This window comes from Bremerella sp. P1, assembly GCF_028748185.1.
In the GTDB taxonomy this organism is placed as follows: Bacteria; Planctomycetota; Planctomycetia; order Pirellulales; family Pirellulaceae; genus Bremerella.
The window spans coordinates 3076355-3103339 of the sequence record NZ_CP118164.1; the positions used below are offsets into that span (position 1 = coordinate 3076355).

The following is a 26985-nucleotide window of genomic DNA, read 5'->3' on the forward strand; positions in this document are numbered from 1 at the left end:
GGAATAAGCCTGCGGAGATCTTGTCTACCGACTAGATCCAACACCCCATTGAAGACATCCGGGCGCGCGGCCCGAAGTTTTAGCTAGAAGAAGGTAGAACCATGATCCAGCCAAACCAACCGACCTCGCGAACTTATCGGACCGAGCGGCCCGGTAAGGAAGGTTTGTACGATCCGGCAATGGAGAGGGAAAACTGCGGCGTTGGTTTTGTTGCCCACATCAAGGGCAAACGAACCCACCAGATGGTCCTCGATGCCGAGGCGATGAATATCAACATGGACCACCGTGGCGGTTGCGGCTGTGAAGCCAACACAGGCGACGGTGCCGGTATGTTGACGGCCCTGCCGCTGGAGTTTCTGGCTCGTGTTGCCAAGGAAGATCTCCATACCGAACTGCCGGAACCAGGTAAGTTCGCCGCCGGTATCGTCTTCCTGCCCCGCGATGTCAAGTCGCGCGAGCATTGCAAGAAGACGGTCGAAAAGCTGATCGAAGAACATGGTCAGGTTCTCGTTGGCTGGCGCAAAGTGCCTACCAATCCCGAAGGCGCCGACATCGGTCCTACCGCGCTGGCATGTATGCCTGAAATTGAGATGCTGATCGTCTCGGCCGGTGGTGACCTGGAAGGGGATGCCTTCGAACGCCAACTGTACATGATCCGTAAGCGTGCCAGCCACTTGCTTCGCGGCGATGTCGACCTCGTTCAGCGCACGCTGTTCTACATCTGTAGCTTGTCGACCAAGGTCATCATCTATAAGGGGATGCTGACGACGGCTCAACTGGTGCCGTTCTACCGTGACCTGCAGTGCGAAGACTACACCACGCACCTGGCGATGGTTCACTCGCGGTTCAGCACCAATACGTTCCCTTCGTGGGACCGTGCCCAGCCGAATCGCTTCATGGCCCACAACGGTGAAATCAATACGGTTCGCGGTAACGCCAACTGGATGAAGGCCCGCGAAGGTCAGGCCAAGAGCGAACTGTTCGGTGACGAACTGAAGAAGCTCTTCCCGATCGTCGAGCCAGAATGTTCCGACTCCGGTACGTTTGACAACGTCCTCGAGTTCCTGCTGATGGGCGGTCGTACATTGCAGGAAGCCGTCATGATGATGGTTCCCGAAGCGTGGCAGAAGCACGAAACGATGGCCGAAGACAAGCGTGCGTTCTACGAATACCACTCCAGCTTGATGGAGCCATGGGACGGTCCGGCTTCGGTCGCGTTTACCGATGGTCGCTACATTGGTGCCGTGCTCGATCGCAATGGTCTGCGTCCGAGTCGTTACTACGTGACGTCCGACGACCGCGTGATCATGGCCAGTGAAGTGGGGGTTGTGCCTGTCGATCCGAGCATCGTGATCGAAAAGGGCCGCCTGCAGCCAGGACGTATGTTCCTGATCAACTTCGAAGAAGGCCGCCTGATTCCTGACGAAGAGCTCAAGAGCAGCTTCGCTCGCGAACGTCCTTACTCCAACTGGCTTCGCGAACAACGCATCGAACTGGCCGAGCTGAGCCCGAACGAAGAGCCACACGGCTTCGATCCCGAGACCCTGCTGCAACGTATGCAGGCCTTCGGTTTCACGTCCGAAACGCTCAACTTCATGCTGTTGCCGCTGATCGAGCAAAAGCGTGATCCGATCGGCTCGATGGGTAACGACTCGGCCCTAGCATGCTTGAGCGACAAGCCTCGCATGCTGTACGACTACTTCAAGCAGTTGTTCGCCCAGGTGACCAATCCGGCGATCGACTCGATTCGGGAAGAAGTCGTCATGTCGCTGGAATGCTACATCGGCCCGGAAAGCAACCTGCTGGAAACCTCGCCAGAGCATGCTCACCGTCTGCTGGTTCCGCATCCGATTCTGACCAACGAAGAGTTGGCTGCCTTCTCGCACATGGATCACCGTGGCTGGAAGACGAAGGTCATCGACGTCACGTTCGCTCGCAGCGAAGGTACCGACGGCCTGGTCAAAGCCTTGGATCGCATTTGTGCTGAAGCCGAATCGGCGATCGACGAAGGTTACAGCAACATTGTTCTGAGCGATCGTAAGATCAGTGCCGAACGCGTTCCGGTCAGCATGCTGCTGGTCACCGGTGCGGTTCACCATCACCTGGTGCGTGCCGCCAAGCGTACGCAGATCGGTATCATCCTCGAAACGGGCGAAGCTCGCGAAGTGCATCACCACTGCTTGCTGGTGGGTTACGGTGCCGATGCGATCAACCCCTACCTGGCATTTGAAGCTCTGTGGCAATCGCGTGCCGATGGCCTGTTCAAGTCCGACGAATACCCTGACGACGATTCCCTCGTGGCTGCTTACCGCAAAGGTGTCGCCAAGGGTATCCTCAAGGTGATGGGCAAGATGGGTATCAGTACGCTGCAGTCGTACAAGGGTGCTCAGATCTTCGAAGCCCTCGGTCTACAAGACGAAGTCATCAAGCGCTGCTTTGCTGGTACTTCCAGCCGCGTTCAGGGTGTGAACTTCAAGGTTCTCGCCGAAGAGCTGCTGCGTCGTCATGAACTAGGCTACCCACTGCGTGAAGACGGTCGTCTGCCGGTGCTGCCGAACCAAGGTGAATTCCACTGGCGAGCCGGCGGGGAACGCCATGCTTGGAGCCCCGATGCGATCGCCAACATCCAGGTCGCCGCACGAACCAACAGCCGCGAAGCGTACAACCAGTTCGCGAAGCTGGTCAACGAGGATTCTCGCAACCGCTGCATGCTGCGCGGCCTGCTCACCTTTACGGAAGACGCCAAGTCGATTCCGATCGAAGAGGTCATGCCTGCCAGCGAGATCGTCAAACGCTTCTGCACCGGGGCGATGAGCTACGGCTCGATCTCCGGCGAAGCCCACGAATCGCTCGCCATCGCCATGAATCGCATCGGCGGTAAGAGCAACACGGGCGAAGGTGGTGAAGACTCGGTTCGCTTCCAGCCCATGGAAAACGGCGACTCGAAGCGTTCGGCTATTAAGCAGGTCGCGTCGGGCCGTTTCGGTGTGACGATCAACTACCTGACCAACGCCGACGAGATTCAGATCAAGATCTCGCAGGGTGCCAAGCCCGGTGAAGGTGGTGAGCTGCCAGGCAAGAAGGTAGACGAGTACATCGCTCGCCTGCGTTACTCGACTCCTGGCGTCGGTCTGATCAGTCCTCCGCCGCATCACGATATTTACTCGATTGAAGACCTTTCGCAGCTGATTCACGATCTGAAGAACGCGAATCCGGAAGCTCGTATCAGCGTGAAGCTAGTCTCCGAAATCGGTGTCGGTACGATTGCTGCCGGGGTTGCCAAAGCCAAGGCCGATCATATCCTGATCGCCGGCGACAACGGCGGTACCGGTGCTTCCCCGCTGACCAGTATCAAGCATGCCGGTCTGCCCTGGGAACTGGGTATTGCCGAAACGCACCAGACCCTGGTCATGAACGACCTGCGTAGCCGTGTCATCCTTCAGACCGACGGTGGTTTGAAGACCGGTCGCGACGTCGTGATCGCTGCGATCCTGGGAGCCGAAGAAATGGGCTTCTCGACCGCACCGCTGATCACGTTGGGCTGCATCATGATGCGGAAGTGTCATCTCAACACCTGCCCGGTTGGTATCGCCACGCAAGACCCAGAGCTTCGTAAGAAGTTCAAGGGCGAACCTGAGCACGTCGTGAACTACCTGTTCATGGTCGCTGAGGAAGCTCGCGAACTGATGGCTAAGCTTGGCGTTAAGACGATGGACGAACTGATCGGCCGCGTCGACCTGCTTGAATCCAACAAGGCGATCCAGCATTGGAAAGCCGACGGTTTGGACCTGACTCCACTGCTGAAGCCAGCGGAAAACAAGAATCCGAATTCGCCACAATACAACGTGATGAAGCAGGATCACCGCCTGGAACTGGCTCTGGACAACATGCTGATCGAGAAGTCGCAGCCGGCTCTCGAGAAGAAAGAAAAGGTCCGGATCGAAACACCGATCATCAATATCAACCGTACCGTCGGCACCACGCTCAGCCACGAGATCGCCAAGCGATACGGTGAAAACGGCCTGCCGGACGAAACCATTCACGTCAAGCTGCATGGTTCGGCTGGTCAAAGTATTGGTGCCTTCCTGGCTGCCGGGGTAACCCTGGAGCTGGAAGGGGATGCGAACGACTACGTCGGCAAGGGCCTCTCAGGCGGTCGCGTCATCATCTATCCTCACAAGTCAAGTTCCTTCAAGGCGGAAGAGAACATGCTCGTGGGTAATGTCTGCCTGTATGGGGCGACACGGGGTCAGGCCTTCTTCCGAGGTCGGGCTGCCGAACGATTCTGTGTCCGGAACAGCGGTGCGCACACTGTTGTCGAAGGAGTTGGAGATCACGGATGTGAATACATGACCGGGGGCCGCGTGGTCGTCCTGGGCTCGACTGGCCGCAACTTCGCAGCCGGTATGAGTGGCGGTGTCGCCTACATTTGGGATTACGAAGGCAACTTCCTGCAAAATTGCAATCTGGGAATGGTCGAGCTAGAGCGGTTGGACAACCCCAGCGACATCGTGGAGGTAAAAGGCCTGATCCAAATGCATGCCAAGTACACGCAGTCGCCGGTGGCCGAGAAGGTTCTCGCCGACTGGGAAACTGCGGTCACTCAGTTCGTGAAGGTCATGCCGATTGATTACAAGCGTGTCCTCAACGAACGCATGCAACACGATGAAGAAGAAGATGTTCAACTAAGCGGAGCCGAAAGCAATGGGTAAGCCTACTGGGTTTATGGAATTTCAGCGGAACACCATTCCCTATCGTGATCCGCTGGTTCGTATCAACGACTACAACGAATTTCAAATTGAAGTCACCGACAGCCATCTGCAAACGCAGGGTGCTCGGTGCATGGACTGCGGCGTTCCGTTTTGCCAAAGCACGACTGGATGTCCTGTCGATAACCTGATTCCTGAGTGGAACGACCTGATCTACAAAGGCCGCTGGCGGGAAGCACTCGATCGTCTGCACAAGACGAACAACTTCCCCGAGTTCACCGGTCGCGTGTGCCCTGCTCCTTGCGAAAACGCTTGCGTGCTGGGTATCACCAACCCACCGGTTGCGATCAAGAACATCGAATGTTCGATCATCGATCGCGGCTTCGAAGAAGGTTGGGTCACCGCGATGGTGCCTGAGCACCGCACCGGTAAGAAGGTCGCCGTGATCGGTTCCGGTCCAGCTGGTTTGGCCGCGGCTGAACAGCTGAACAAGGCCGGCCACAACGTGACTGTGTACGAACGCGACGACCGCATCGGTGGTCTGCTGATGTACGGCATTCCGAACATGAAGCTCGACAAGGACACCGTCCAGCGTCGTGTCGACCTGATGGAAGCTGCCGGCGTCAAGTTCGTTACCAATGCTCACGTTGGTCAGAACATCGACATCGCCGAACTGAAAGATCAAAACGACGCCATCATTCTGGCCGTCGGTGCGACTAAGCCCCGCGATCTGCCGATCCCTGGCCGTGACCTCAACGGCGTTCACTTTGCCATGGAATTCCTGAGGGCCAACACCAAGAGCCTGATGGACTCGAACCTGGAAGATGGCAACTACATTTCTGCTGAAGGCAAGAATGTGATCGTCATCGGTGGTGGTGACACGGGTACTGACTGCATCGGTACCTCGATCCGTCATGGCTGCACCAGCATGGTCAACTTTGAACTGCTGCCGAAGCCGCCGGCCGAGCGTGCTCCGGATAACCCGTGGCCGCAATGGGCTCGTGTCTTCCGCGTCGACTACGGTCACCAGGAAGCCGAAGCGAAGTTCGGCAACGATCCTCGCGAATTCTGCATCCTGTCGAAGGAATTCATCGACGATGGCAACGGCAACGTCGCTGGCATCAAGACGGTGACGGTCCAGTGGACCAAGGATGACAGCGGTCGCTGGAACATGGCCGAAGTCCCCGGCAGCGAGAAGGTCTTCAAGGCCGACCTCGTCCTGCTGGCCATGGGCTTCCTCGGTCCCGAAGCGACCCTCGTTGAAAAGCTTGGTATGGAAACGGATCAACGATCCAACTTCAAAGCCGAATATGGACGCTTCGCCACGTCAGTCGACGGCGTCTTCGCCGCCGGTGACTGCCGCCGCGGTCAGAGCCTGGTTGTCTGGGCCATCAACGAAGGCCGAGCCGCTGCTCGCGAGTGCGATAAGTACTTGATGGGTGTCAGCTCACTGCCGTAACAGCACTGCTGATGAAAGCAAGGTGTTTCATTTCACCTCATATGCTCTAAGCTAGGGTGAGTCGCCAAAATCGACTCACCCTTTTTTATTGCCCGAGCGTGCCCCCATGAATGATCTTGCCCAAAAGATTCTAGAGAATCCCATCGATAACTATCCTGCGGCCACCGTGGCCTGCTTTGATCCAACCTGCGGTGATCTTCCACGGCGGAAGCTCGATGAGAAGCGACTGGTCAGCTATCTCGAAAAGTTAGCCGCCGCGGGTGCCGAGGCCGTTTTGCTGGCGGCATCGACTGGGCATGGTCACTTACGGACGGTCGAAGAACTCGAGCGTTGGTTCGAAGTCGCGGCCCAAGCCAACGCACCTTCGCTGGTACGCATGGCCCTGCTCCGCCCGGAAGATGGCGAAGAGGCGAATCGCAAGCTGGTCGCGCTGTTGCGGGAACACGCCTACCCGGTGGTCTTCATTCGTCCCGGCACGAACTTGCCTGCCCATGCCACGGATGCTCAGATCGTCGAGAACATGCGTCCCCTGGTCGAGATGATCGCCGAAGCAGGCATGGCGGTGGGCGTCTATTCCATTCCGGACGTTAGTGGCGTTAAGCTGCCAGCAACCGCCACCGAAAAACTGCTCGACCTGCCTGGGGGCGATAAGATCGTGGCGGCCAAGATCACCGAAGCCGATTACCTGACAAGCACGCGCGAGTACCTCCTCAGTCCGCGGTTGGCCAAACTGAAGATCGTCCAAGGATGGGACCCGCATCTCGCCCAGGCACTCAGCGAAGGCCCGCGCTCGAACATCGAAAACAAGCAGCGAGTCGGCGTGACGTCCGGTCCGATGTCGTTTGCCGTCTATCAATACCTTTACATGCTGGAAGCGGCCAAAGAGCACGACTGGAACGAACTGGCGCTGGCCCAGAAAGCGGTCACCGCTCTCTTCGAGGCGATGCAGGACGATCCCACCAAGTTCGCCGACCTGCAGCGAGCCAAGTTCATCATGGGCCTGGGACTGCCGCTGACTGGAAGCTTTGAAACCGAACAGGTCGAGAAAGTTCTTACGGCACTCGAACACTTGCCACGCAAGTCCGATCAAAAACGCCTGGCCAAAAGCTTAGACCTGATGGGAGACGGCCCGTACCACGATCGCTTGGCGGCGTTATATGCGTAAGTGAATATCGGCTAGATCTCGTACACGGCATCGCGACAGGCAACTTCTACGTTGGGCATGTTCAGCGACTTGAGTTCTTCGCTCACTTGATCGTGGAAGCCTGGCTTCAAGTGTACGGCGACGATGCGGACGTCCGGGGCGACGTTTTCGATCTGTCGTTTGAATTGCCCTGGCGTGGTGTGCAGGCTCTTCTCGGCCAGCCACTGCATTTGGTTAGGGAAGCTGGCATCGAGGAAGATGATCTTCAGGTTCGGGATCGACTCGGCGATCTTCTCGAACTCTAAAAAAGGAGCCGTGTCCCAGGCAAACAGCGCGCTGCCTGTTTCCCCTTCAAAGACATACCCGAGCGTCGGTACGATGTGCTCAAGTGGGATCGGCGTCACTTGGTAATCAGCAATCGTGATCGGGCGATGCGCGTCGATGATCTGCTTGCGATAGAACGGGAATTCGGTTCCAGCGATACGCTCCAGATCGGGCCACACCTGATCGTTGAAGATGTGGTTCTCCAAGCAGTTCCACGTCGCTTCGCTGGCATAGACCGTCGGGCACTCAGGCGATGGCGCGTAGATGTTATCGAGGAACAGAGGCAGCCCGCCAATGTGGTCGATGTGCGAGTGCGTCAGAAGCACCTGGTCGACAGCACGCTGCACGTCGATGCAGCCGAGGTAAGGGAGCCCGCCGGTATCGATTGAGATATGCTCATCAATCAAAATCGAGACCGTAAACTGCAGCCGACTTTGGGAATCGACTGACGGCATAAGCAGGCGAATCTTCATGCATTGCTTACCCAGAACCAACGGCGGTGCCGGGCACTTCCTCAGATAAGTGGTAATTGTGGCGAAAAATTGGCAGCGGAATCCTTTTGTTTGACGGACTTCAGGAGGCCGCGCCTGTCGCTCAGTTTTACTGTAAAAAGGGCATACTGTGGGTGCAAGCACCGCGAATCGATTGTGGCGAATAAACTGGTTACAATGGGCTGCTGAAGGCGGATTGCACGCACGGCAGTTCTTCACAGGCAGTAGAAGACTTGATGGAAAAGAAACGGATCATCATTCTCGGTGGCGGCTTCGGCGGCGTGTATACGGCGAGCGAACTGCTCAGACGCCTGAAACGTTTTCATAAAGCGAATCTCGATGTCGAAGTGATTCTCGTCAGCGAAGAGAATTACATCACCTTTCAGCCGCTGCTCCCTGAAGTCGTTTCAGGAGCGGTCGAACAGCTGCACGTCATCAGCCCCATTCGCCGCACCGCCCCCGGTGTCGTGCTGTACTCGCGGCAGGTCGAGAAGATCGATATCGAGAACAAGACCATACAACTTTCACCGGGACGTATGCCGCGCTCCGAGGTGCTTCCGTACGATCACCTGGTCATCGCCCTGGGCAATCAGCTGGCCCACAACATGGTGCCCGGCATGTACGAGCACGCGATCCCGTTTAAGTACCTGGGCGATGCCCTGCGGCTGCGGAATCACATTGTGCAGATGCTGGAGGAAGCGAGCGTTTGCCAAGACGACGAAGAACGCGAGCGGCTGTTAACGTTCGTGGTCGCTGGGGGTGGCTTCTCGGGCGTTGAATGCATTGCCGAAATGGATGACTTTCTGAAGAAGGCCGTCCGTTCATTTCCCCGCATCACACGCAATGACTTGCGGATGGTCTTGGTGCAAAGTGCCGATCGTATTTTGCCTGAGATGAAAGAAAGCCTCGCCACGTATGCCGATAAGCTGCTGCGTCGCCGTGGCATTAATATCGTTCTCGAGCATCGTCTGCACGAAGTCTCCGCTGATCGTGCGATCATCTTGTGTAAAAAGACCAAAGAGCATGTCACCATTCCGTCGCGGACGGTCGTGGCCACCGTGCCGACCGAACCGCATCAGGTCATTCTGGATACACCGCTGGAGTGCGAGCGAGGACGGATTCTCGTGAGCGATGAAATGGAATCGACCAGTCACCCTGGCGTCTGGAGTTTGGGCGACTGTGCGGCCGTGCCCAGTGGCGAAGGCTATTACAGCCCGCCCACTGCGCAGTATGCCGTCCGCCAGGCCGTGATCTGTGCCGAGAACATCCTGGCGACGATGCTGGCCAAGCCACGCAAGCGATTCAAATTTGCCGGTCTTGGCAAGCTGGCTTCTTTGGGCGCTCGCTGTGCCGTGGCCGAAGTGTTGGGCTTTACGTTCTCTGGCTTCATTGCCTGGGTCATGTGGCGGGCAATTTACGTTGGCAAGATGCCTGGTTTGGATCGCAAGATTCGCGTGTTCCTGGATTGGCTGAAAGACTTCTTCTTGCCGCGTGACATCACTCAGCTGAACGTCCACAACGAACAACAGGTTCGCCGCGAACACCTGGCCGCGGGGCAGACTCTCTTCCATCAGGGAGACTTTGGCGATCGCTTGTACTTCGTAGCGAAAGGAAAGCTCGAGATCGAAGTCGATGGCCGTGTGGTGAACACGACCGGCGAAGGCGACGTGATCGGCGAGATGGCACTGCTTTCTCACAATGCTCGCAGCGCGACCGTGAGGGCCGTCGAGTCGACCGACCTGGTCAGCCTCCCGCGCGATGCGTTCGATTCGATCATTCAGTACGTCCCTGGTGCTGCCGAAGCGATGGCGGAGATCCATCGGCAACGGATGCAGCAGAACGCGGAAGAAGAAGCTTCCGCCGACGACCCCGTGCAGAGCTAAACTTCGATCCGCGTCCAGGCACCATGCCAGTAGCGCAGCAGGATGAGGATCATCCGCGCGATGTTATCCAGCAGCATGGCCAGCCAGGCACCGGTCAGCCCCCAGCCCACGCCGGTAAATGCGATACCGGTGAAAGGGATCTCGATGGCATCCAAAGCCAGCCAGTAGGTAAACGGCATGCGGATCAACAGGAAGCCAATCAGCGTAATCAACAGCGGCCAGGTCGTATCGCCGGCCCCGCGGAGCGAGCCGCTGATCACGGTGAACACGGCATAAAACGGCAGGCACGCCGACATGATGCCCAGGATCTTCAGCACGGCCTCGCTGGTCGTAAACGCCGTGGTCCCTTCTTCGGGGAAGCCCAAAAACAGGTTGGCCACAAAGTCACCGCCAAACATGATGGTCAGCGAGTACGCCGAGAGCAGTGTGAAACAGATCGACAGCGAAACGAGCGTTGCTCGGGTTGCTCGACGTGGATTGCTCGCCCCCAGGTGCTGGCCCGTTATGGACGAAGCCGCCACGGCGAATGCCCATGCGGCCAGAAAGCCAGGCGACTCCAAGCGAATCGCCAGCCCATGCGCGGCGGCTTGTGTTGTGCCCAGGCTATTGATGATGCCCAGATACCAAAGGTGCGAGGAAAGCACGATCGCGTCGTTCAATCCGCCTGGCAAGCCGACTCGCAGCAGCCGTCGCATTCTCTCTATGTTGGGCCACATGCCGCGCCACTGCACTTTCAGGTGAGCGCGGCCTTGAAACAGAATCGCGAGCAGCAGCAGTCCGCCAATCGCATGACTGACGGCCGTTCCTATGGCGATACCGCTCCAGCCCAGCTTTGGAATTGGCCCCACACCAATGGCCAAAGCGGCACTGATAGCGATGTTCAATACGTTGACGATCGTCATCACGATTAGGCCGGTCACCGTATCACCGGCACCGTGCAGGCAGGCCGTGGTAATCGCGATCATCATGAAGCCGGGGATCGCCGGTATCAGGATGCGCAGGTATAGCAGAGCCATCTCGTAGGCCTTCCCCTCCAGCTGCATCGCGGCGACATAATCGTCGGCGAGAAACCAGAGGACAACCGTCGTGATCAGGCTCAGGATCATGCCCAGCGAGATGGCCTGCTCGGTGGCGAGCTCGGCATCCTGCCAGTTGCCGGCTCCGATGTTGCGGGCCACGACGGCGGTCGCTCCGATACCGATCGACGCACAGATGACGAAGATCATCCAGCACGTGTAGGCCATCAAACCGACGGCAGCCACGGCGGGTACCGAGTTCTCAGCGGACAGGCAGTTGCCGGCCAGATAAGTGTCGGTCGTGCCGACGCAGAACTCGAGGAACTGCTCGGCCAGCGCCGGCGTAGCGATCGTCATCACGGCGCGCAGATCCCCCTTCGACGTCATCGACGTGCGCGGGGCGGTCTCTTCGATCTGCGTCATCGACATGAAGCGTACACCGTACGAAAGGGCGCAGGATGGAAACGTGCATTATAAGCACAAGATGCCGATTCGCACGGGAGGGTTCACCGCAACTGCATTAACCATCCGCGATGGGCGAGAGGGTGTCGGCGGTGACCAAGATTTCGTCGATGTTGGGGAACTCGACCGACGACGAGGGGCGAAAGGCCCACACGATCTGGCCGTTGGTATCAATCAAGTACGAGCCGGAGAGCTGCATCAAGTCACCTCGGGGGCGACCGATACCGCTACGCGTGAGGGCCTTGAGACCTTGCCACCAAAGGTGTGGCCCGGCCACTTGCCAGGCGTTGCCCCGCGGAACCTCAAATGCCTGGTAGACGCTTTGGTCGGGGTCGGCATACACCGGGAAGGTCAGCTTGAGGGCCTCGCGGAACTTCTTGGCTTCCTCTGCTCCACCCATGATGACCAGGGCGACGTCCAGGTTATGACGCGTGAACGTCTCGTAATGCTTGAGCAGCTGCTTGGCGTGATCGATACAGAAGACGCAGCCCAGGTGCCGTGAAAATTGCAGCAATAGAGGCCGCTGGGCGTACAAATGGGCCAACGGAACTTTGTGGCCGTCTTCAGCGATCAAAGTTCCTTCTGGGGCCGGGACCGACATGACGTAGTGAGTCATCTTTCTGCGCGTGGAGACGCTTTACCTGGCTGTGCGGCCTCTTTGCGGAAGGCCTCGAATTCGTCTTTCATCATTGCCCCTATTTTAACCCGATTCACGCCGAACCAAGTAGCATTGGGCGTTTGTGCGTCTAATTGTTTTCGCTTGCCGTAAATCGCTACCAGCTCATCCAGCTTCTCTTGCTTCACGGCCGGATCGTCACTAGCGCGGAGCTCGGCTTCGGTGTACATCGCTTTCGCGTTCAGCAAAAGGCCTTCGGGAACGGCTTTCTCTTCTACCCGCTTTTCCAAGTAGGTCGTAAACAGCTGCAGCGACTCGAGTTGCTCCTCTTGCAGGTACCGCATGTAGTTCACCAGCCCCTCAGGCATGCGAACATTGCCAGGGCCGATGTAGTTAAGTGTTTGAGCCGTCGCTACTTGGGTCGAAGCCAGAATCAGCAGGAAAGCGAGAATAATCGATCGCATGATAGCACCCTTAGTTGGTCAAAGTCACAACCCGGGTATCGTAACGCCAAGCTCCCCATTTGACCTAGAGCAATGTCGCTGGGGCATTCTCAGTCAGTGTTAGTAATAAAATTGCTAGAGTTTGGGAAATACCTTATCGTGGGTGAGGCCATTAGCCCCGATCGACGGGACTGGCCAGTTCCTCATTATCTTTTCTAAGGAACGTTCCCTATGGTCTATTCTACGCCTCGACCCAAGCCCAGGCACGGGTTTACGCTCGTCGAGCTTCTCGTTGTCATCGCGATCATCGGTGTTTTGATTGCCCTGCTGCTTCCCGCGGTGCAGCAAGCTCGCGAGGCCGCCCGCCGGATGCAGTGCAGCAACCAGCTCAAGCAGATCGGCCTGGCGATGCACAACTATCACGACACTTATCAGGTCTTTCCTCCGGGTAGCGTCAATCTCGATACGACGACCGCCGCCAACAAGAGTCTGACGAACTGGGCGATTGCCATTCTGCCGTTCCTGGAACAAACGGCTCTGTTCGAGCAGTACGATCAGAACGTCCATAACTCGCATGGCAACAATCACGACGTTCTGCAAACCATTCTGCCGGCAATGCTGTGTCCCTCGGATGTCAATTCCGAGGTCCTCACGCAGCCCAGCCAGCTTCTTTCGGTTGCCATCGCGCCTGGCTCTTACAAGGGAAACATCGGCCGACGTTTTCGCGGGGCCAACGGCTACTTCGATTATCCTCCTTACGCAGGGACTTATACCGCGGCCGAGCGTGCATCGATCGGCCCCCTGCATGTATCTGGGGTGAACGGTCTGGACTGCGAACGTTTCGCCACGATTACTGATGGTTCGACCAACACGCTCTTGGTGGGCGAGTATCACACCAAGACCATGGACGACCGCAAAGCGTTTTGGGCCAGTTCGCATAGCTTCCATAACCTGGCGGCGGCGCAGCCGGAATCGTACACCCGCATTCCCGACTTCGAGGCCTGTTGGGCCGCAACCGGCAACACGCAGCATTGGAAGTGCTACCGCGCGTTCGGTGCGCTGCATGCCGCCGGTACGATGAATTTCGTGATGTGCGATGGTTCGGTGACCAGCGTTCCACAGACAATCGATAACGTCATCTTCGAGGCCCTCTCGACGATCGGCCGAAACGAAATCGCTACGTTGCCCTAGTCTCTTTTCGTCGGGAAGAATTTCGCATGCTCCTTGCGCGGATACTCGCGATCGCTCCGCTCTGTTTGCTCGTCGGCTGTTTCGGGTCGGACAAAATCGTGCCGGTTTCGGGCTTGGTGACCCTCGATGGCGAACCCTTAGCGGGTGCCATCGTCGGCTTTGAACCGATCGCCCAGGAAGGAGACCTGGAAGCGGGTTACGGTAGCTACGCCAAGACCGACGATGAAGGCCATTACCAGCTGCGCTCCCTCAAGAAGGAAGACGGCGCATTGGTCGGACAACACCGCGTCTCAGTGAGCACGGTGGTCGGCGAGGAAGGTCCCAACGGCGAAATGATCGGCTTGACCAAAGAGCGTGTGCCTTCCCGGTATAACAACGATACCGAGCTGATCATCGAAGTCCCGCCAGGCGGCACCGACGAGGCGAACCTGGAGTTGGAGTCGCGGTAGCGACGGTCATTCTGATCTAGATGGTTCCGCACAAAAGTCAGAGAGATCGTGCGCGCGGGTGAGATTTTCGGAGGTTTCTGGGCGGGTCCTCAGGCGGGCCGGGACAGGCCGCAAAACGCACGCAAATGGTGCACAATTGCCCCCGGGCTTCCATCTTCTTCCTATCTTTACGCGATCCCCTGGGTTTACCCGCCCTGCAGCGGGGGAAAGTGGGTCGTCTTGCGTTGACATGGGGATTTGAACGACCGTAAAATGTTGAGTTTTCCCGGACGCGGGGTGCCTTGACAGGGGAAACCGGAATTCTGATCGGTTTGTCCCTCGTGCCTTTCGTTCGAAGCATGACCAACCTCGGAGCTTGCTCCACTTTCCAGAGAATCATCCTTGAAAGAAGCCATCGAAAAAGCGGACGTCCTGATTGAAGCCCTAGGATGGATCCGCCGCTTCCGCAACAAAGTCACTGTGATCAAGTTGGGCGGAAGCGTCATGGAAAACCCCGACGCGCTGCGGCACTGCTTAATTGATATCGTCTTTATGGAAACGGTCGGCATGCGTCCGGTCGTCATTCATGGAGGCGGGGCCGCCATCAGCCGCGCCATGGCCGAAGCGAAGATCGAGCCCAACTTCATTCAAGGACGCCGCTACACCGACGACGCCACGCTGAAGATCGTCGAAGAAGTCCTCGCTGGCAAAGTGTGTAGCCACATCACGCAAGAGATCGAAGACATCGGCGGTCGGGCAATGAGCCTGAACCTCGATCCGCAGTGCGTGCTGTTTGGCGAGCGGATGACGCTGCCAGGCGACAACGGCGAAGCGATCGACCTGGGCCATGTCGGCAACGTGACCGAAGTCGATCGGGCGACGATCGAGAACCTGTGCTATGCAGGCCAGGTGCCGATCATCCCCAGCATGTGCATCGATAAGAAGACCGAGCAAAAGCTGAACGTCAACGCCGATACGGCCGCCAACGCGGTGGCCGAAGCGCTGGGCGCCGAGAAGCTGGTCTTCCTGTCCGATGTGAACGGCGTGCGTACCGACAAAGACGATCCCGATACGCTGGTCCACTCGCTCAATCGCGAGAAGGCCGAAGCGATGATCAAGTCGGGTCAAATTGCTTCCGGCATGATTCCGAAGGTCGAAGCCTGCCTGGAAACCCTGTCACGCGGCGTGAGCAAGATCCACATCATCGACGGCCGCCTGCGACATTCGCTGCTGCTGGAAATTTACACGAACACCGGGGTGGGTACAGAAATCGTTTTGTAGAAGCCCATCGCCATCATTCATCCTGTTCCCTCTCCCCCAAGGGGCGAGGGGACAAGAGAAGAAAAGAACCACCGAACATTTTGGTCTGACCGCTGTCCATTAGCTTTCCCATTAGTGGATCTGGTCTTGGAGAACCTGCCATGAGTACGACCGATGCTTCCGCCGGTACCGAGCCGTTGAGCTCGACGGAGACAGTAGAACTGTTCCAGAAGTATGTAGTGCCCAACTACGTGCGCTACCCGGTAAACCTGGTCCGCGGCGAAGGTTCGAAAATCTGGGATGCCGAAGGGAAAGAGTATCTCGACCTGTTCCCCGGCTGGGGCTGTAACCTTTTGGGGCATTGTCCCGACATGGTTGTTTCCGCGGTGCAGGACCAGGTTGCCAAGCTGATTCATGTTCCCAACACGTGGCACATGGACGTCCAGGGTGAATGGGCCAAGATGCTGTCCGATCGGAGCTTTGGCGGCAAGGCGTTCTTCTGCAACAGCGGAGCCGAAGCCAACGAAGCGGCGATCAAGCTGGCTCGCCTGCACACGCCCGACGAAAAGTACAAGATCATCACCTTCTTGGGCGGTTTTCATGGTCGTACCTATGGCGCCGTGACGGCAACTGCGCAGCCGAAGTACCATCAGCACATCGGTCCGATGATGGCTGGTTTCAGCTACGCTCCGCACGGAGATCTGGACGCGGTGCGCGACCTGGTCGACGAACACACGTGTGCGATCATGATCGAGCCGATTCAGGGCGAAGGTGGCGTGAAGCTGCCGCCTGAGGGTTTCCTGGAAGGTCTGCGAAAGATCGCTGACGAGAACAACTTGCTGTTGATCTTCGACGAAGTTCAAACCGGCTGCGGTCGAACTGGCGAGTGGTTCGGCTACCAGCACTTCGGCGTTCAGCCTGACATCATGACCCTGGCCAAGAGCTTGTGCGGTGGTGTTGCTGGCGGGGCACTGATGACGACGTCCGAAATCGCCAACAGCTTGAAGCCTGGCATGCATGCGGCCACGTTTGGTGGTAACCCACTGGCTGCCCGAGCCGGGATCGCGGCGATTCAACAGATCGAGCGCGATGGTCTCTTGGAAAAGGCCAAGCAGGCCAGCGAGATCTTCCGCGAGCGACTGACGGCGCTGAAGGAAGAATGCGACTTGATTCAGGAAGTTCGGATTGTCGGTATGATGATCGGCCTGGAACTTTCGGTCGATGGGGCCCCGGCCGTGAAGGCCTGCCTCGAGAAGCAGCTGCTGATTAACTGCACGCAAGGACGGGTTATCCGTCTGTTGCCGGCGATGAATATTACCGAGCAAGAGATTCATCGCGGGTGCGATATTCTTTCTGAAGTGTTGAAAAACTTGCCAACTTCGGCTGAGTAACCTCTTTTCTAATTGGGTACTGTAGAGACCCTGTTTTTTCCATCGTGAGATCGTTTCCATGCGACATTTCTTGAGCCTCTTTGACGTTTCCGACGACGAACTAAAGCGAATCTTTGAACTGGGTCACCAGCTGAAATCCCGCTTGAAGTCAGGCGTCCGCGAACCCATTCTGCAGGGCAAAGTGGCAGGGCTGTTGTTCGAGAAACCTTCGCTGCGAACACGCGTCAGCTTTGAGGCCGGCATGGCTCAGTTGGGCGGTAGCAGTTTGTTCCTCGGCGAAGATGTTGGCTGGGGCAAGCGAGAAGCTCCGCAGGATTTCAGCCGCGTGATTGGCCAGTATCTGGACGTGATTGTCTGTCGAGCCAAGGCGCACGACAAGGTCGAAACGCTGGCCAAGTACGCCGATACGGTCATCATCAATGGCCTGACCGACCTGTGCCATCCGTGCCAGGCCCTGGCCGATCTGATGACCATTCACGAAGAGTTCGGCACGCTCGAAGGCCAGAAGCTGACCTTCGTTGGCGACGGCAACAACGTTTCCCGCAGCCTGGCTTTGGCCTGTGCCAAGATGAACATGCAGTTCACGCTGGCACACCCCAAGGGCTACGAGATCGAGCAAGAGTTCATCGATCGCATCCTGAAGGATTCGCCGGCCGCGAAGATCGAACAGACGACCGATCCCATCGCTGCCGTCGAAGGTGCCTGTGCCGTTTACACCGACGTGTGGGCCAGCATGGGGCAAGAAGCCGAGCAGGCCAAACGTGAGAAGGCCTTCGCTGACTTCCAGGTCAATCAGAAGTTGATGGACGCTGCCGGCAAGGACGCAATCTTTCTGCACTGTTTGCCAGCCAAGCGTGGCCAGGAAGTGACCGACGAAGTGATGGACTGCCCAACCAGCCGAATCGTCGAACAGGCTGGCAACCGCATGCACGCCCAAAAGGGCCTGCTGGTCTGGCTGCTGACCGAAGCGGTCGACAAGGTTCACCTCGACTAGTTCTTACGAGAAGAGATTCGCCACAGAGGACACAGAGAGCACCGAGAACGAAGAGAAGACTAACCACGGATTTCGCGGATAGACACGGATGAAATCCCGAATCGTCGAAGACGATTCTTAGATATTTGTGTTCATCGGTGTAATCCGTGGTTAAGACTCTTGCCTCGGTGCTCTCTGTGTCCTTTGTGGCTTACACGCATTCACGAATTGCACCCAAGGATAACACTATGCCCCGTCACGATGGCCGTTCCGCTTCGCAGCTTCGTCCTTTGAAGGTGAAGCGAAAGTACACCAAGAACGCTCCTGGCAGCGTGCTGATTCAAGCAGGCACCACCACCGTTCTGTGCACGGCCAGCGTTGAATCGTCGGTCCCGCCGTGGCTGAAAGGGAGCGAGAAGGGGTGGGTGACCGCCGAGTACAACATGCTGCCCGGCAGCACGCCCACGCGTAAGCCGCGTAAGGTGGATGGTCGCACGACCGAGATCCAGCGGTTGATCGGTCGCAGCCTGCGAGCGGTGGTCGATCTGGAAGCTTTGGGCGAACAGATGATCACGGTCGACTGCGACGTGCTGGACGCCGACGGCGGGACGCGCACGGCTAGCATTACCGGGGCGTTCATTGCCTTGGTCGACGCCGTCAGCACGATCGAGCTGCCTGACCCGAAGCGTTCGGTCTTCAAAGACAGCCTGGCCGCGATCAGTGTCGGCGTCGTCAATGGTTCGCCTGTCTTGGACCTGGATTACGTCGAAGACTTCGCCGCGACGGTCGACATGAATGTCGTCATGACCGGCAGTGGGAAGTTCATTGAGATCCAAGGAACCGGCGAAGAAGCAACCTTTAGCGAAGACGAGCTGGCGAAGCTTTTGAAACTGGCCAAAGGCGGCATCAAGGATTTGACCGAGATGCAGCAAAAAGCCCTCGGTCGAAAATGGCCGATCGCCTAGAAGTTTCTCCACGATCTAACGTCGCGGGGGTTTGCGAAGCGTCGGAGTGCCGCTGTGCCCGGTATGGCAACCGGTGCAGAAGTGCGTGAACCCTGGTCGAGCTCCACTGTAGTGATCTCCGGCGAATGCGTAGAAGGTTGCCTTCTCTCCCTTGGCATTCGTGGCGTTGCTCTGCCAGCTCACCACGTGCCCCTCGGAGTCGAAGCCAGCTAAGACGGTCGGTGCTCCCGGGGGAATACGAAAGCTGAAGTCATCGGCCTTCACGGGGGTCTCTATCAGCAGTTCGAAATCGCCCGGCACACGTGGTTGCTCGGGTGAATCGAAACGATCGCGATTGGATCCGTAAACGCGGATGGTCTCGATCAGATCTTTGGGAACTGGATTAAAAATAGGCCCGTCGTTGTTGGCGGCATTTTGCCCTGGGTCATCCTGGTTGCCGGCAAAGCTCACGGCTGAATTGTGGACCTCGGCTGTGGGACCCGTGAACTCTTCTCCATTGGCAAAGCGAATCGTTCGCGTACCGTCGCCTACTTCCAATGCATAGAAGTTGTACTTAATGTCTCGGGACGTCACCGCGACCGGTTCGCTGTCGACCAGCTGGGGATCATCGAACACTTTGCGAAGCGAGATGCTCTCCGCCGTGGGTTCTGAGCCCCAATCGGCGCTGGCCAGGTATATTCCATACGCTGACTCGTCCCAGGTGCCATCGTCGTTTCCGCTCGCGGCCGCCAAGGTGATTTGGTTGTCCGGGTAGGCGGCAGGCGTCGCGAGTTGCAGACGGTTTCCTTCGGCATCCTGTGAAGGGCCATAGGTCAGCAGCGAGTCGCTTGTGGTGGGTAGAACCGATTCTTTGGCCAGCGAACTGGGTGAATTGTTCACGCTGCCTGCTTTCGCTTGAACCACGGTCATCGTGCCTGCCGCTTGATCGTCGGTGGCCGGCGCCGTCATGAAGACGTAGTTGCCGTTGTCCAGTCCGCGAGGACGCCAAACTGGCTCTTTCGTCTTCAGCACGCCACCAAAGAAATCTCCGTTGGGTTCGACGTGGGCTCCCAGCCACGCATCGGTAGGCAGTGTGGCGGTTTCCGCGCCATCGGTATAAGGCTCGATCGTCGTGAGATCACGCGAGATGACTTCGCGATTCCGGCTCCAAAGGCTAAAGACAACGTAACCATTCGGGGCAATCCACGGCCAGCGATCGTTATTCCGATTGGCAGTCAGTGGCTTCTTGTCGCTGCCATCTTCTTTCATGATCCACAGCGTTGTGCTTCGGCGGGCATGGTCGCGACCCAGATCCGGCGTGCGGCTCGAGACAAAGACGATGTGCCCGCCAGGCGCATAAGTTGGATCGACATCGTCGTAGTCGACCTGTTTTCGCTCGGAGTCCGAGAGAGTTTTTTCACCGCTTTCGTCATAGCGCATCGGCGGAACGGTCGTGCAGCCAGGATCCCTCGGACCGCCGGTCAGCTGACGCAGGCCTGTTCCATCGATTTGAATTTCGTACAAGCGAAAGTGGCCGGCATCGGGTGATGCTTTGCGTCCGGCGAAGAGGATCTTCTTGCCATCAGGCGAGACGCTGGGGCTCATGACGTCAATCAATGTCGAGCCATCAGGCAACTTCTTTTCCCAGGTCAGTTCGCTGACCTGACCACTGGGAAGCAGCATCCGTAGACGCCCCTGGCGGGCCTGCCACAGCGGTTGGCCCGGGTACACGAAGGTCTCGCCGGGATCAGCGGCAGCACGCAGGCTCGCGGCGCTCGTACGTGACGTGAAGACGATAGGATAGGCCGCTTGCCCGTGTACGTACTGGGCCAGCTCAGGGCTGCTCGACGGTAAGTGGGCAGTGCTGAAATACCAAATGCCAACAGCGGCCAGAACGAGTACTAAGACAGCAGACGCAGTTAGAAAAGCTTTGCCTGACCTATTTGTCATACTGGCTCAAATCGATGTCGAGAGTATCGCCAGCTTTGACGGACTGCTTAATAGGCGTCTTGTTCTGGCTGAACTTGCCCTTGAGCTTGTCGACATCGGGGTAAGGATCCAACTGCTGAACAGCAATTCGATAATCGCCGGCCGGCACTTCTGCTTCAAAATGACCAGTCGAGTCGACGCTGGCCATAAACGTCTGGCCGGTCATCTTGCCATTCTCTTCCTGGATGAAGTGAATCTGGATGTCTCCCTGGCCGCTAACCTGAAGGGCTTCGCCACCCTTGCTAACTGAGCCTTTGACGATCGAAGGGGCTTCCGAGCAGCCGACGCAAGCCAGCAACGCGAAGGCAAACAAGCCGATAGAAATCCGAGCGGTTGTCACTTCGGCAAACCTTTCAAAGAGCAAAGATAAGACCTGATGAACTGCAAATAAGAATCGGCGAGGAATGCTCCTCGCCGATCGAGTTGAATAAGACGAGCCAGAACTATGGCTTTTGGTATGGAACGCCATCGTTGACGGCGTGGATCATCGCCCAGGTTGGCTGATCGATCGTTTCCGAGATGCTGCTAACGCTGCCGTCGACATACACGATGTTGACGATGCCCGGATGCAGCGAGCGAGCAACGGCTTGCGTATTGGTGCAGCCTTCCCAGCATCCGCCTCGGCCGTCGGCAAAGTCTTGGCAGTCCAGGACGTCGTCGGAGTTGCTATTACGATCGTTCGGACCGTGGCAGTCACCACGCGAGAAATTGTTCACGATGCTGGAACCGGAAACACCCAAAGCCCAAACACCACGCTGATCCGTATCGACTTCACCGATACGAATTTCGTCGACCAAGGCCGTGTTGGATGTACCGTCGGTAACGGCCGACATGTTCTTGCCTTTGTTGACGGTGAACACACCGTCCGAGCTGATGCTCTGGCTGTAGCCGTTCGGCGTGGTCGACTCACCGTCATTCCACCACGATTGAAAACCACCATTGGCGGCGTAGTTGCCGCGACCCCAGTTGCCACCAAGGCTGCCGCTGTTATAAGGCGTCTTGGATGCAGCATCGCTAGGACACAGGTAGCCAGGAATCTCTTGAGCACGAGCGAACTCACCGTTGGGGAGCGTCACATCGCGATTCCACTTATCGACGGTGTTCGCGTTGTTTTCATTAACATTGAAAGCGTCGTAAAGGGCCGATTGTTCGACAAACGGCAAGAGCTTAACTGCCCAGTTCGGACCGACCTGGTCCGACTCGTTGTTCCCAGCATAGCCGTTGTTGTGGTTGTAGAGTGCGGCTGGGAACTTAAGGAACGTGTCGTGATGGTTGTGAGCTGCCAGCCCAATTTGTTTGAGATTATTGATGCACTGAGAGCGTCGTGCGGCTTCACGTGCTTGTTGAACCGCCGGCAACAAAAGAGCAATCAAGACACCAATAATCGCGATGACAACGAGCAGTTCGACAAGCGTAAAGGCTTTCTGTCGTCCTAAGCTTTTTGCAAGAGTCTGATGCATGTACGGAGTTCCTTCGACAAGAGAGGGAAAATGTAAAATAGAAAATTTGAATAGATTGGGGCTTCTGAGGCAGGTTGTGGGGAAAGAGATGTAGGGGGTGTCAGCCACCACAAATGCCTAGATAGAGAGGATTAAGTCTCTTCTACTCGTTATCACTTAACCGATGTATACGTGCAAGAATAAACACGGATGAAATGTTGAAATGCGCGAATATCCTACGGGAGAGGCCGTAGGTATAGGGGGAGGGCTGGGAAAAAATCTCAATGAAAATGCGCTTCTGCGTCGCGCAAGAGAGTGGCATCGTTCCAAGGAAACGATGCCACTCTTGGTTGAGCCGAGTCAATCGACTGCGCTAGAAACGCAATGACCCCGCGAATGGGTTGAGATCGTTTACTTCTTTGGGGAGAAGGTCACGCTATCAAGATTCATCAAGCCACCTTGCCGCTCCGGGTTGAGGAACACGATGTAGACATCGTGGCGGCCTGCTTGCGGATCGATGGGGCTGGAGACGTCGTGAAACGCATCCCAGCTGCCGTTCACTTCGACCGGCGCCGAAGCAATGACAGGGCCATCTAACGAGTCCAGGCGAGCTTCAATTCGACCACCCGATCCGGCCGAGGTCACCCGAAAGATCAGGCTTCCGACACGATCGAGTGGGATCTGATTGAAGCGCGCGTAGTGGTTGTGGTTGATCGCTCCCAGGAACTTGCCGTCCGACGCGGTGTGCCCTCCGAGGGTCCGTGGACCGCCGATCTCGTCCGCCGCTTCCGCTTCAATCTTTCGCTGACGCAAGAAGACCTTTGCAGTACCGACCAGCGGCGGAATCTCTCCGGCGCCCAGATCACGATAACTGGCCTCAAGCTGAACGTAGCCGGCTTTCTCGACATCGGCATCGGTCAGCTCAATGTCCCCGACGAAACCATCGAAGACACGCACCGCGTTGTCTTTTTCCAGCGAGTAGACCCACGTGACCATGTCACGAATTTCGTCAAGCGAATGCTGCGAGTGCGGGAGCATGGGTACCTTACCCCAAACGCCGGCCGAGCCTTCACGAACACGCTTCACCGATGCTTCCAGAGCTTCGGCATTGCCGCGATACTTTTCCGCGATCTTTACCAGCGGTGGACCAACACGCAGACCGTCGACGGAATGGCAGTTGAAGCAGTCACTCTTCTTCATCAGGCGAAGTCCGATGGGGTCATTGTCCGAGGCGTCGCCGCCAGGACCGCGGGGAATGCTGCCGGTTCCCAGGGTCATGTTGACCGCCGTACGTCGTGGTGCTTCCAGGTCGATTTCCGCAGCGCCGGTTTCGTCGGCTTCTTCAAAGTCCGAGGTGCCGTCTTCGATGTCGTTGACTTTCAACTGATAGCGAATGGAGGCCAGCGAGTCGAAGAAGTCGCCATCCTGCGGCGAAACAAACGAGACCGTCGGTCGGGCGTTGCCCACGATCACCGGTACCGAGGCCACGGCTTCCGCTCCCTGCGGATCGGTGACTTTCAGCTCGACATTAAACACGCCAGCTTCGCTGAAGGTGATCTCCGGGTTTGCTTCGGTCGAAAGGAGCTGGGGTGCCTGCTTTTCTTCTCCGGCACGATAGGCGTGCCAGGCGTACTTCAGGTCGTCGCCATCTTTGTCCTGGGTACCGTCGCTGGAAAGCTTCACGACCAGGGGTTCTTTGCCGGTATTGTTTTCGGCCGAAGCAATCGCACTGGGTGGTCGATTGCCACGCACATAATCGATGCGAACCAGCTTGGCGTCGTCGTTCACGCCCCACGTTTCACCGTATTCGAGCATGTACAGCGCCCCATCGGGACCAAACTGCATATCGACCGGACGGGTGAACTTGTGATTTGGCATGAACGGTTCCAGCAACTCGATCTCGGAATCGCCCGTCAGGTGAACGGCCAGGATCCAGTGACGCGACCACTCGTAAACGAACAAGCAGCGGCTGAAGTGTGGGGGAAACTTGGTCGTGCTTGGGTTTGCTGCGTCGAAGTCGTATGAGGGACCGGCACATGCCGTGCGTCCGCCTGAGCCGACTTCGGGGAACTTATCGAACGGGGCTCCCGGGTAGTAGATGAACGCTTCGGTCGCCGGGGGTAGCTCGCGGCTTCCGGTGTTGTTGGGAGATTCGTTAATCGGTTTGGCCGGGTCGAACTTGGCACCGATTTTTTGGCTGGCGAAGTCGACGTCGTGGTAGGCCTGGTTATCGGCGATGAAGTAAGGCCAGCCGAAGTTGCCAGCCTTCTTGGCCTGGTTGATTTCGTCATAGCCACGCGGACCGCGTGGGCCATCGCCACCTGCATCGGGACCGACTTCGCCCCAGTACAGGTAACCGGTCTTTTGGTCGACGTTGATGCGCCACGGGTTGCGACAACCCATCACGTAGATTTCGGGGTGTCCCTGCGAGCCATCCTTGGGGAACAGATTGCCATCGGGCACTTCGTAGGTGCCGTCGGCCAGGGGACGGATTCGCAGCACTTTGCCGTTGTAGCTGTTGGTGTTGGCCGAAGACTTCTGAGCGTCCCAGGGGAACTTGTCGGCACGTTCGTCGATGGGGGCGTAACCGTGCGAATCGCCATGCGGATGGGTGTTGTCGCCGGTTCCAATGAACAGGCAGCCATCGGGGCCGAATTCCAGCGAGCCGGCATGGTGGCAACATTGCAGACGCTGCTCTTCATATTTCAGCAGGACCTTCTCACTGGCCATGTCGAGTTTGCCATCGACCAGCGTGAAGCGGCTCACGTGTTGGCCGGAGAACTTTGGCGGCGAGTACTGCAAGTAAATCCAGTGGTTGTCTTGGAAGTTGGGATCGAGCGCCAGGCCGATCAAGCCGTTCTCCTGAGCGGTCGTGACGACGACTTCGCCGACCAGTTCGGTCTGCCGGGTGTTGGTGTCGTAGACCTTCAGCTGCCCTTGGATCTCGATATAGAAGACACGTCCGTCTGGGGCGACGGCCAATTCCATCGGTTGTTTCAGCTGCGTGACAAGCGTGTTGACTTCCAGTCGCGAGGGATCAAACGAAGGTTCTTCGGCAGCAAACGCAGAAAAAGGAGCGATCACAGCGCCCACGCACAGAAGCAAACAAATCAACTTGGAAGAAGGCATCACAGCTTTCCTGGAAGAAGGCGATTACGGAGGGTGTGGTGGCAGGCTGGGTGGGAGGTGGGGGGACACTGCGAGCAAAGTTCGCTGACGAATCTTTTTTGACATCGGGCAGTGTTCGCTACACGATAGTTGGGAAGGCAATGGTCGTCTACCTCAGGCCGAAATTCGGCCGCGCCGCTGAAGCCCATTTTCCCAGGCGGGCAAAGATGAGACGATACGTTGCCTGCCGAGTTTTCCTCGTCCTTGCCATCTTCTATCCCACAGTACTATGTCCCTGCCAGGTGAAAGGTTACGTATGATTCGCCCTGCCCTGCTCTGTGTCGCTATTTTGGCGTCGCTCTCGCTTACATCGCTTGAGGCCGCGCAAAAGCCGAACGTGGTTATGTTGCTGGCCGACGATCTGGGATACCAGGACATTGGCTGCTACGACGGGCCGGTGAAGACCCCGGCGATCGATGCCTTGGCCGCAGGGGGCGTTCGTTTTCAAGCGTTCTATTCCGGCTGTGCCGTCTGTTCCCCTTCCCGCGCGACCCTTTTGACGGGCCGGCATCACATTCGGGCTGGCGTCTATAGTTGGATCCATGATGCATCCCAGCGATCGCACTTGCTGCTTCGCGAGAACACCCTGGCTGAAGTGCTCAAGCAAGAGGGCTACGCCACCGCGCACATCGGCAAATGGCATCTTGGCTTGCCTACGGAGAAATATGATAAGCCGACGCCGGATCAGCACGGCTTCGATTATTGGTTTGCTACCTGGAACAACGCCGAGCCGAGCCACAAAAATCCCCACAACTTCATTCGCAACGGGAAGCCGGTCGGCAAGCTGGAAGGTTACTCTTGTCAGTTGGTCGTCGACGAAGCGATCGACTGGCTCGATCACCATCGCGACGCGAAGAAGCCGTTCTTCCTCAATGTGTGGTTCCACGAGCCCCACGCGCCGATCGCCGCTCCGGAAGACATCGTCGTGAAGTACGGCAAAAAGAACGACAGCGCCGCGGTCTACTCCGGCACGATCGACAACACCAACTTGGCGATCGAACGTTTGGTCGCCAAGCTGCACGAAATCGACAAGCCGGAGAACACACTGATCATCTACGCTTCGGATAACGGCAGCTATCGCGATGACCGCACCGGCGGGCTGCGTGGCAAGAAGGGGGTGAACTGGGAAGGGGGTATTCGCGTGCCGGGGATCTTTTACTGGCCCGGGACGATTGAAGCCGGTCAGGTGATCGCCCATGAAACGCCAGCCGGGATTGTGGATATCTTCCCAACCGTCTGCGGATTGCTGGGCATAGACCCACCTGAGGGGCGCCACCTGGATGGAAGTAATCTAACGCCCCTTCTAGCACCAGGTGCTACTAAGTTTGTCCGGCATCAACCGTTGTTTTGGCATCTACAAAAGTCGCGTCCCATTGTGGCCATACGTGACGGGCGCTACAGTCTGGTCGCCCAACCAGACTATGAGATGAGCACCAGCAACATGTTCCAGGAAAAGTGGATTCCCACGATTAAGAGCGGAACCTACACCAACTACCAATTGTTTGATCTCGTAGACGATCCGCAGCAGAAGCATGATTTGGCGAAGGAAAAGCCAGAGGTGGTGGCAAAGCTCAAGGGCAAGTTGCTAGAGATCAACAGCAGTATCATGGCCGATGGTGCTGATTGGCATCTCTCGGAAGAGGGGGAATAGTTGG

Annotated in this window: 19 protein-coding genes, 1 tRNA gene and 1 pseudogene; 12 read left to right on the top strand and 9 right to left on the bottom strand. The window is 57.4% G+C overall.

The window, feature by feature from the left end:
* The first annotated feature begins 101 nt into the window (after positions 1 to 101).
* The 3 genes from gltB to PSR63_RS12900 all read left to right on the top strand — a co-directional run bounded on the left by gltB (position 102) and on the right by PSR63_RS12900 (position 7333).
* Entirely contained in the window at positions 102 to 4712 is a 4611-nt protein-coding gene (gltB, locus tag PSR63_RS12890; protein ID WP_274333862.1) for a glutamate synthase large subunit, read from the top strand.
* Positions 4705 to 6168: a glutamate synthase subunit beta gene (locus tag PSR63_RS12895; RefSeq protein ID WP_274333863.1), complete on the top strand. Its 1464-nt coding sequence runs from the start codon at positions 4705 to 4707 to the stop codon at positions 6166 to 6168. Before gltB ends, PSR63_RS12895 begins: the two co-directional genes overlap by 8 nt.
* A 106-nt stretch (positions 6169 to 6274) precedes the next feature.
* A complete protein-coding gene (locus tag PSR63_RS12900) occupies positions 6275 to 7333 on the top strand; it encodes a dihydrodipicolinate synthase family protein (protein ID WP_274333864.1) in 1059 nt (352 codons plus the stop codon).
* Between the two features lie 11 nt (positions 7334 to 7344).
* On the opposite strand, the gene PSR63_RS12905 is transcribed toward PSR63_RS12900, so the two are convergent.
* Positions 7345 to 8109: an MBL fold metallo-hydrolase gene (locus PSR63_RS12905; RefSeq protein ID WP_274333865.1), complete on the bottom strand. Its 765-nt coding sequence runs from the start codon at positions 8107 to 8109 to the stop codon at positions 7345 to 7347.
* A 254-nt stretch (positions 8110 to 8363) separates the two neighbouring features.
* Here PSR63_RS12905 and PSR63_RS12910 point away from each other — a divergent pair, with 254 nt between their 5' ends.
* Entirely contained in the window at positions 8364 to 10010 is a 1647-nt protein-coding gene (locus PSR63_RS12910) for an FAD-dependent oxidoreductase (RefSeq protein ID WP_274333866.1), read from the top strand.
* Here PSR63_RS12910 and PSR63_RS12915 read toward each other — a convergent pair.
* From PSR63_RS12915 to PSR63_RS12925, 3 genes are all read right to left on the bottom strand, one after another.
* Positions 10007 to 11455: an MATE family efflux transporter gene (locus tag PSR63_RS12915; protein WP_274333867.1), complete on the bottom strand. Its 1449-nt coding sequence runs from the start codon at positions 11453 to 11455 to the stop codon at positions 10007 to 10009. The two genes, PSR63_RS12910 and PSR63_RS12915, sit on opposite strands and share 4 nt — an antisense overlap.
* 91 nt (positions 11456 to 11546) lie before the next feature.
* Positions 11547 to 12104 carry a peroxiredoxin-like family protein gene (locus PSR63_RS12920; protein ID WP_274333868.1) on the bottom strand — a complete coding sequence of 186 codons (558 nt, stop codon included), beginning with the start codon at positions 12102 to 12104 and terminating at the stop codon, positions 11547 to 11549.
* Entirely contained in the window at positions 12101 to 12568 is a 468-nt protein-coding gene (locus PSR63_RS12925; protein ID WP_274333869.1) for a hypothetical protein, read from the bottom strand. Before PSR63_RS12925 ends, PSR63_RS12920 begins: the two co-directional genes overlap by 4 nt.
* Positions 12569 to 12778: 210 nt before the next feature.
* Here PSR63_RS12925 and PSR63_RS28200 point away from each other — a divergent pair.
* Positions 12779 to 12983: pseudogene (locus PSR63_RS28200) on the top strand (type II secretion system protein); the annotation flags it as partial.
* 516 nt (positions 12984 to 13499) lie between these two features.
* Here the strand turns inward: PSR63_RS28200 and PSR63_RS12935 are convergent.
* Positions 13500 to 13618: transfer RNA gene (locus tag PSR63_RS12935), tRNA-Gly, on the bottom strand.
* Here PSR63_RS12935 and PSR63_RS28205 point away from each other — a divergent pair.
* From PSR63_RS28205 to rph, 6 genes are all read left to right on the top strand, one after another.
* Positions 13607 to 13738, top strand: a complete 132-nt coding sequence (locus tag PSR63_RS28205; RefSeq protein ID WP_443111095.1) for an H-X9-DG-CTERM domain-containing protein — start codon at positions 13607 to 13609, stop codon at positions 13736 to 13738. The two genes, PSR63_RS12935 and PSR63_RS28205, sit on opposite strands and share 12 nt — an antisense overlap.
* 26 nt (positions 13739 to 13764) lie before the next feature.
* Positions 13765 to 14187, top strand: coding sequence for a carboxypeptidase-like regulatory domain-containing protein (locus PSR63_RS12940; RefSeq protein WP_274333870.1), 423 nt, complete (start codon positions 13765 to 13767; stop codon positions 14185 to 14187).
* A 381-nt stretch (positions 14188 to 14568) separates the two neighbouring features.
* Complete coding sequence (gene argB / locus PSR63_RS12945) at positions 14569 to 15447, top strand: acetylglutamate kinase (protein ID WP_274333871.1); 879 nt, start codon at positions 14569 to 14571, stop codon at positions 15445 to 15447.
* Positions 15448 to 15587: 140 nt separating this feature from the next.
* Entirely contained in the window at positions 15588 to 16817 is a 1230-nt protein-coding gene (locus PSR63_RS12950; protein ID WP_274333872.1) for an aspartate aminotransferase family protein, read from the top strand.
* A 58-nt stretch (positions 16818 to 16875) separates the two neighbouring features.
* Positions 16876 to 17811, top strand: coding sequence for an ornithine carbamoyltransferase (gene argF / locus PSR63_RS12955; RefSeq protein WP_274333873.1), 936 nt, complete (start codon positions 16876 to 16878; stop codon positions 17809 to 17811).
* A gap of 227 nt (positions 17812 to 18038) precedes the next feature.
* Positions 18039 to 18755 carry a ribonuclease PH gene (gene rph / locus PSR63_RS12960; protein ID WP_274333874.1) on the top strand — a complete coding sequence of 239 codons (717 nt, stop codon included), beginning with the start codon at positions 18039 to 18041 and terminating at the stop codon, positions 18753 to 18755.
* Positions 18756 to 18770: 15 nt separating this feature from the next.
* Here rph and PSR63_RS12965 read toward each other — a convergent pair whose 3' ends face one another.
* From PSR63_RS12965 to PSR63_RS12980, 4 genes are all read right to left on the bottom strand, one after another.
* Positions 18771 to 20684 (bottom strand): TolB family protein, encoded by a 1914-nt coding sequence (locus PSR63_RS12965; RefSeq protein ID WP_274333875.1) that lies wholly within the window; start codon positions 20682 to 20684, stop codon positions 18771 to 18773.
* Positions 20674 to 21063 (bottom strand): DUF3823 domain-containing protein, encoded by a 390-nt coding sequence (locus PSR63_RS12970; RefSeq protein WP_274333876.1) that lies wholly within the window; start codon positions 21061 to 21063, stop codon positions 20674 to 20676. The genes PSR63_RS12965 and PSR63_RS12970 overlap by 11 nt, the downstream gene beginning before the upstream one ends.
* A gap of 103 nt (positions 21064 to 21166) precedes the next feature.
* Positions 21167 to 22183 (bottom strand): DUF1559 domain-containing protein, encoded by a 1017-nt coding sequence (locus PSR63_RS12975; protein ID WP_274333877.1) that lies wholly within the window; start codon positions 22181 to 22183, stop codon positions 21167 to 21169.
* Positions 22184 to 22573: 390 nt separating this feature from the next.
* A complete protein-coding gene (locus PSR63_RS12980; RefSeq protein ID WP_274333878.1) occupies positions 22574 to 25291 on the bottom strand; it encodes a PQQ-dependent sugar dehydrogenase in 2718 nt (905 codons plus the stop codon).
* A gap of 295 nt (positions 25292 to 25586) precedes the next feature.
* Between PSR63_RS12980 and PSR63_RS12985 the strand changes: the two genes are divergently transcribed.
* Positions 25587 to 26981: a sulfatase family protein gene (locus PSR63_RS12985; RefSeq protein WP_274333879.1), complete on the top strand. Its 1395-nt coding sequence runs from the start codon at positions 25587 to 25589 to the stop codon at positions 26979 to 26981.
* The last annotated feature ends 4 nt before the right edge of the window (positions 26982 to 26985 follow it).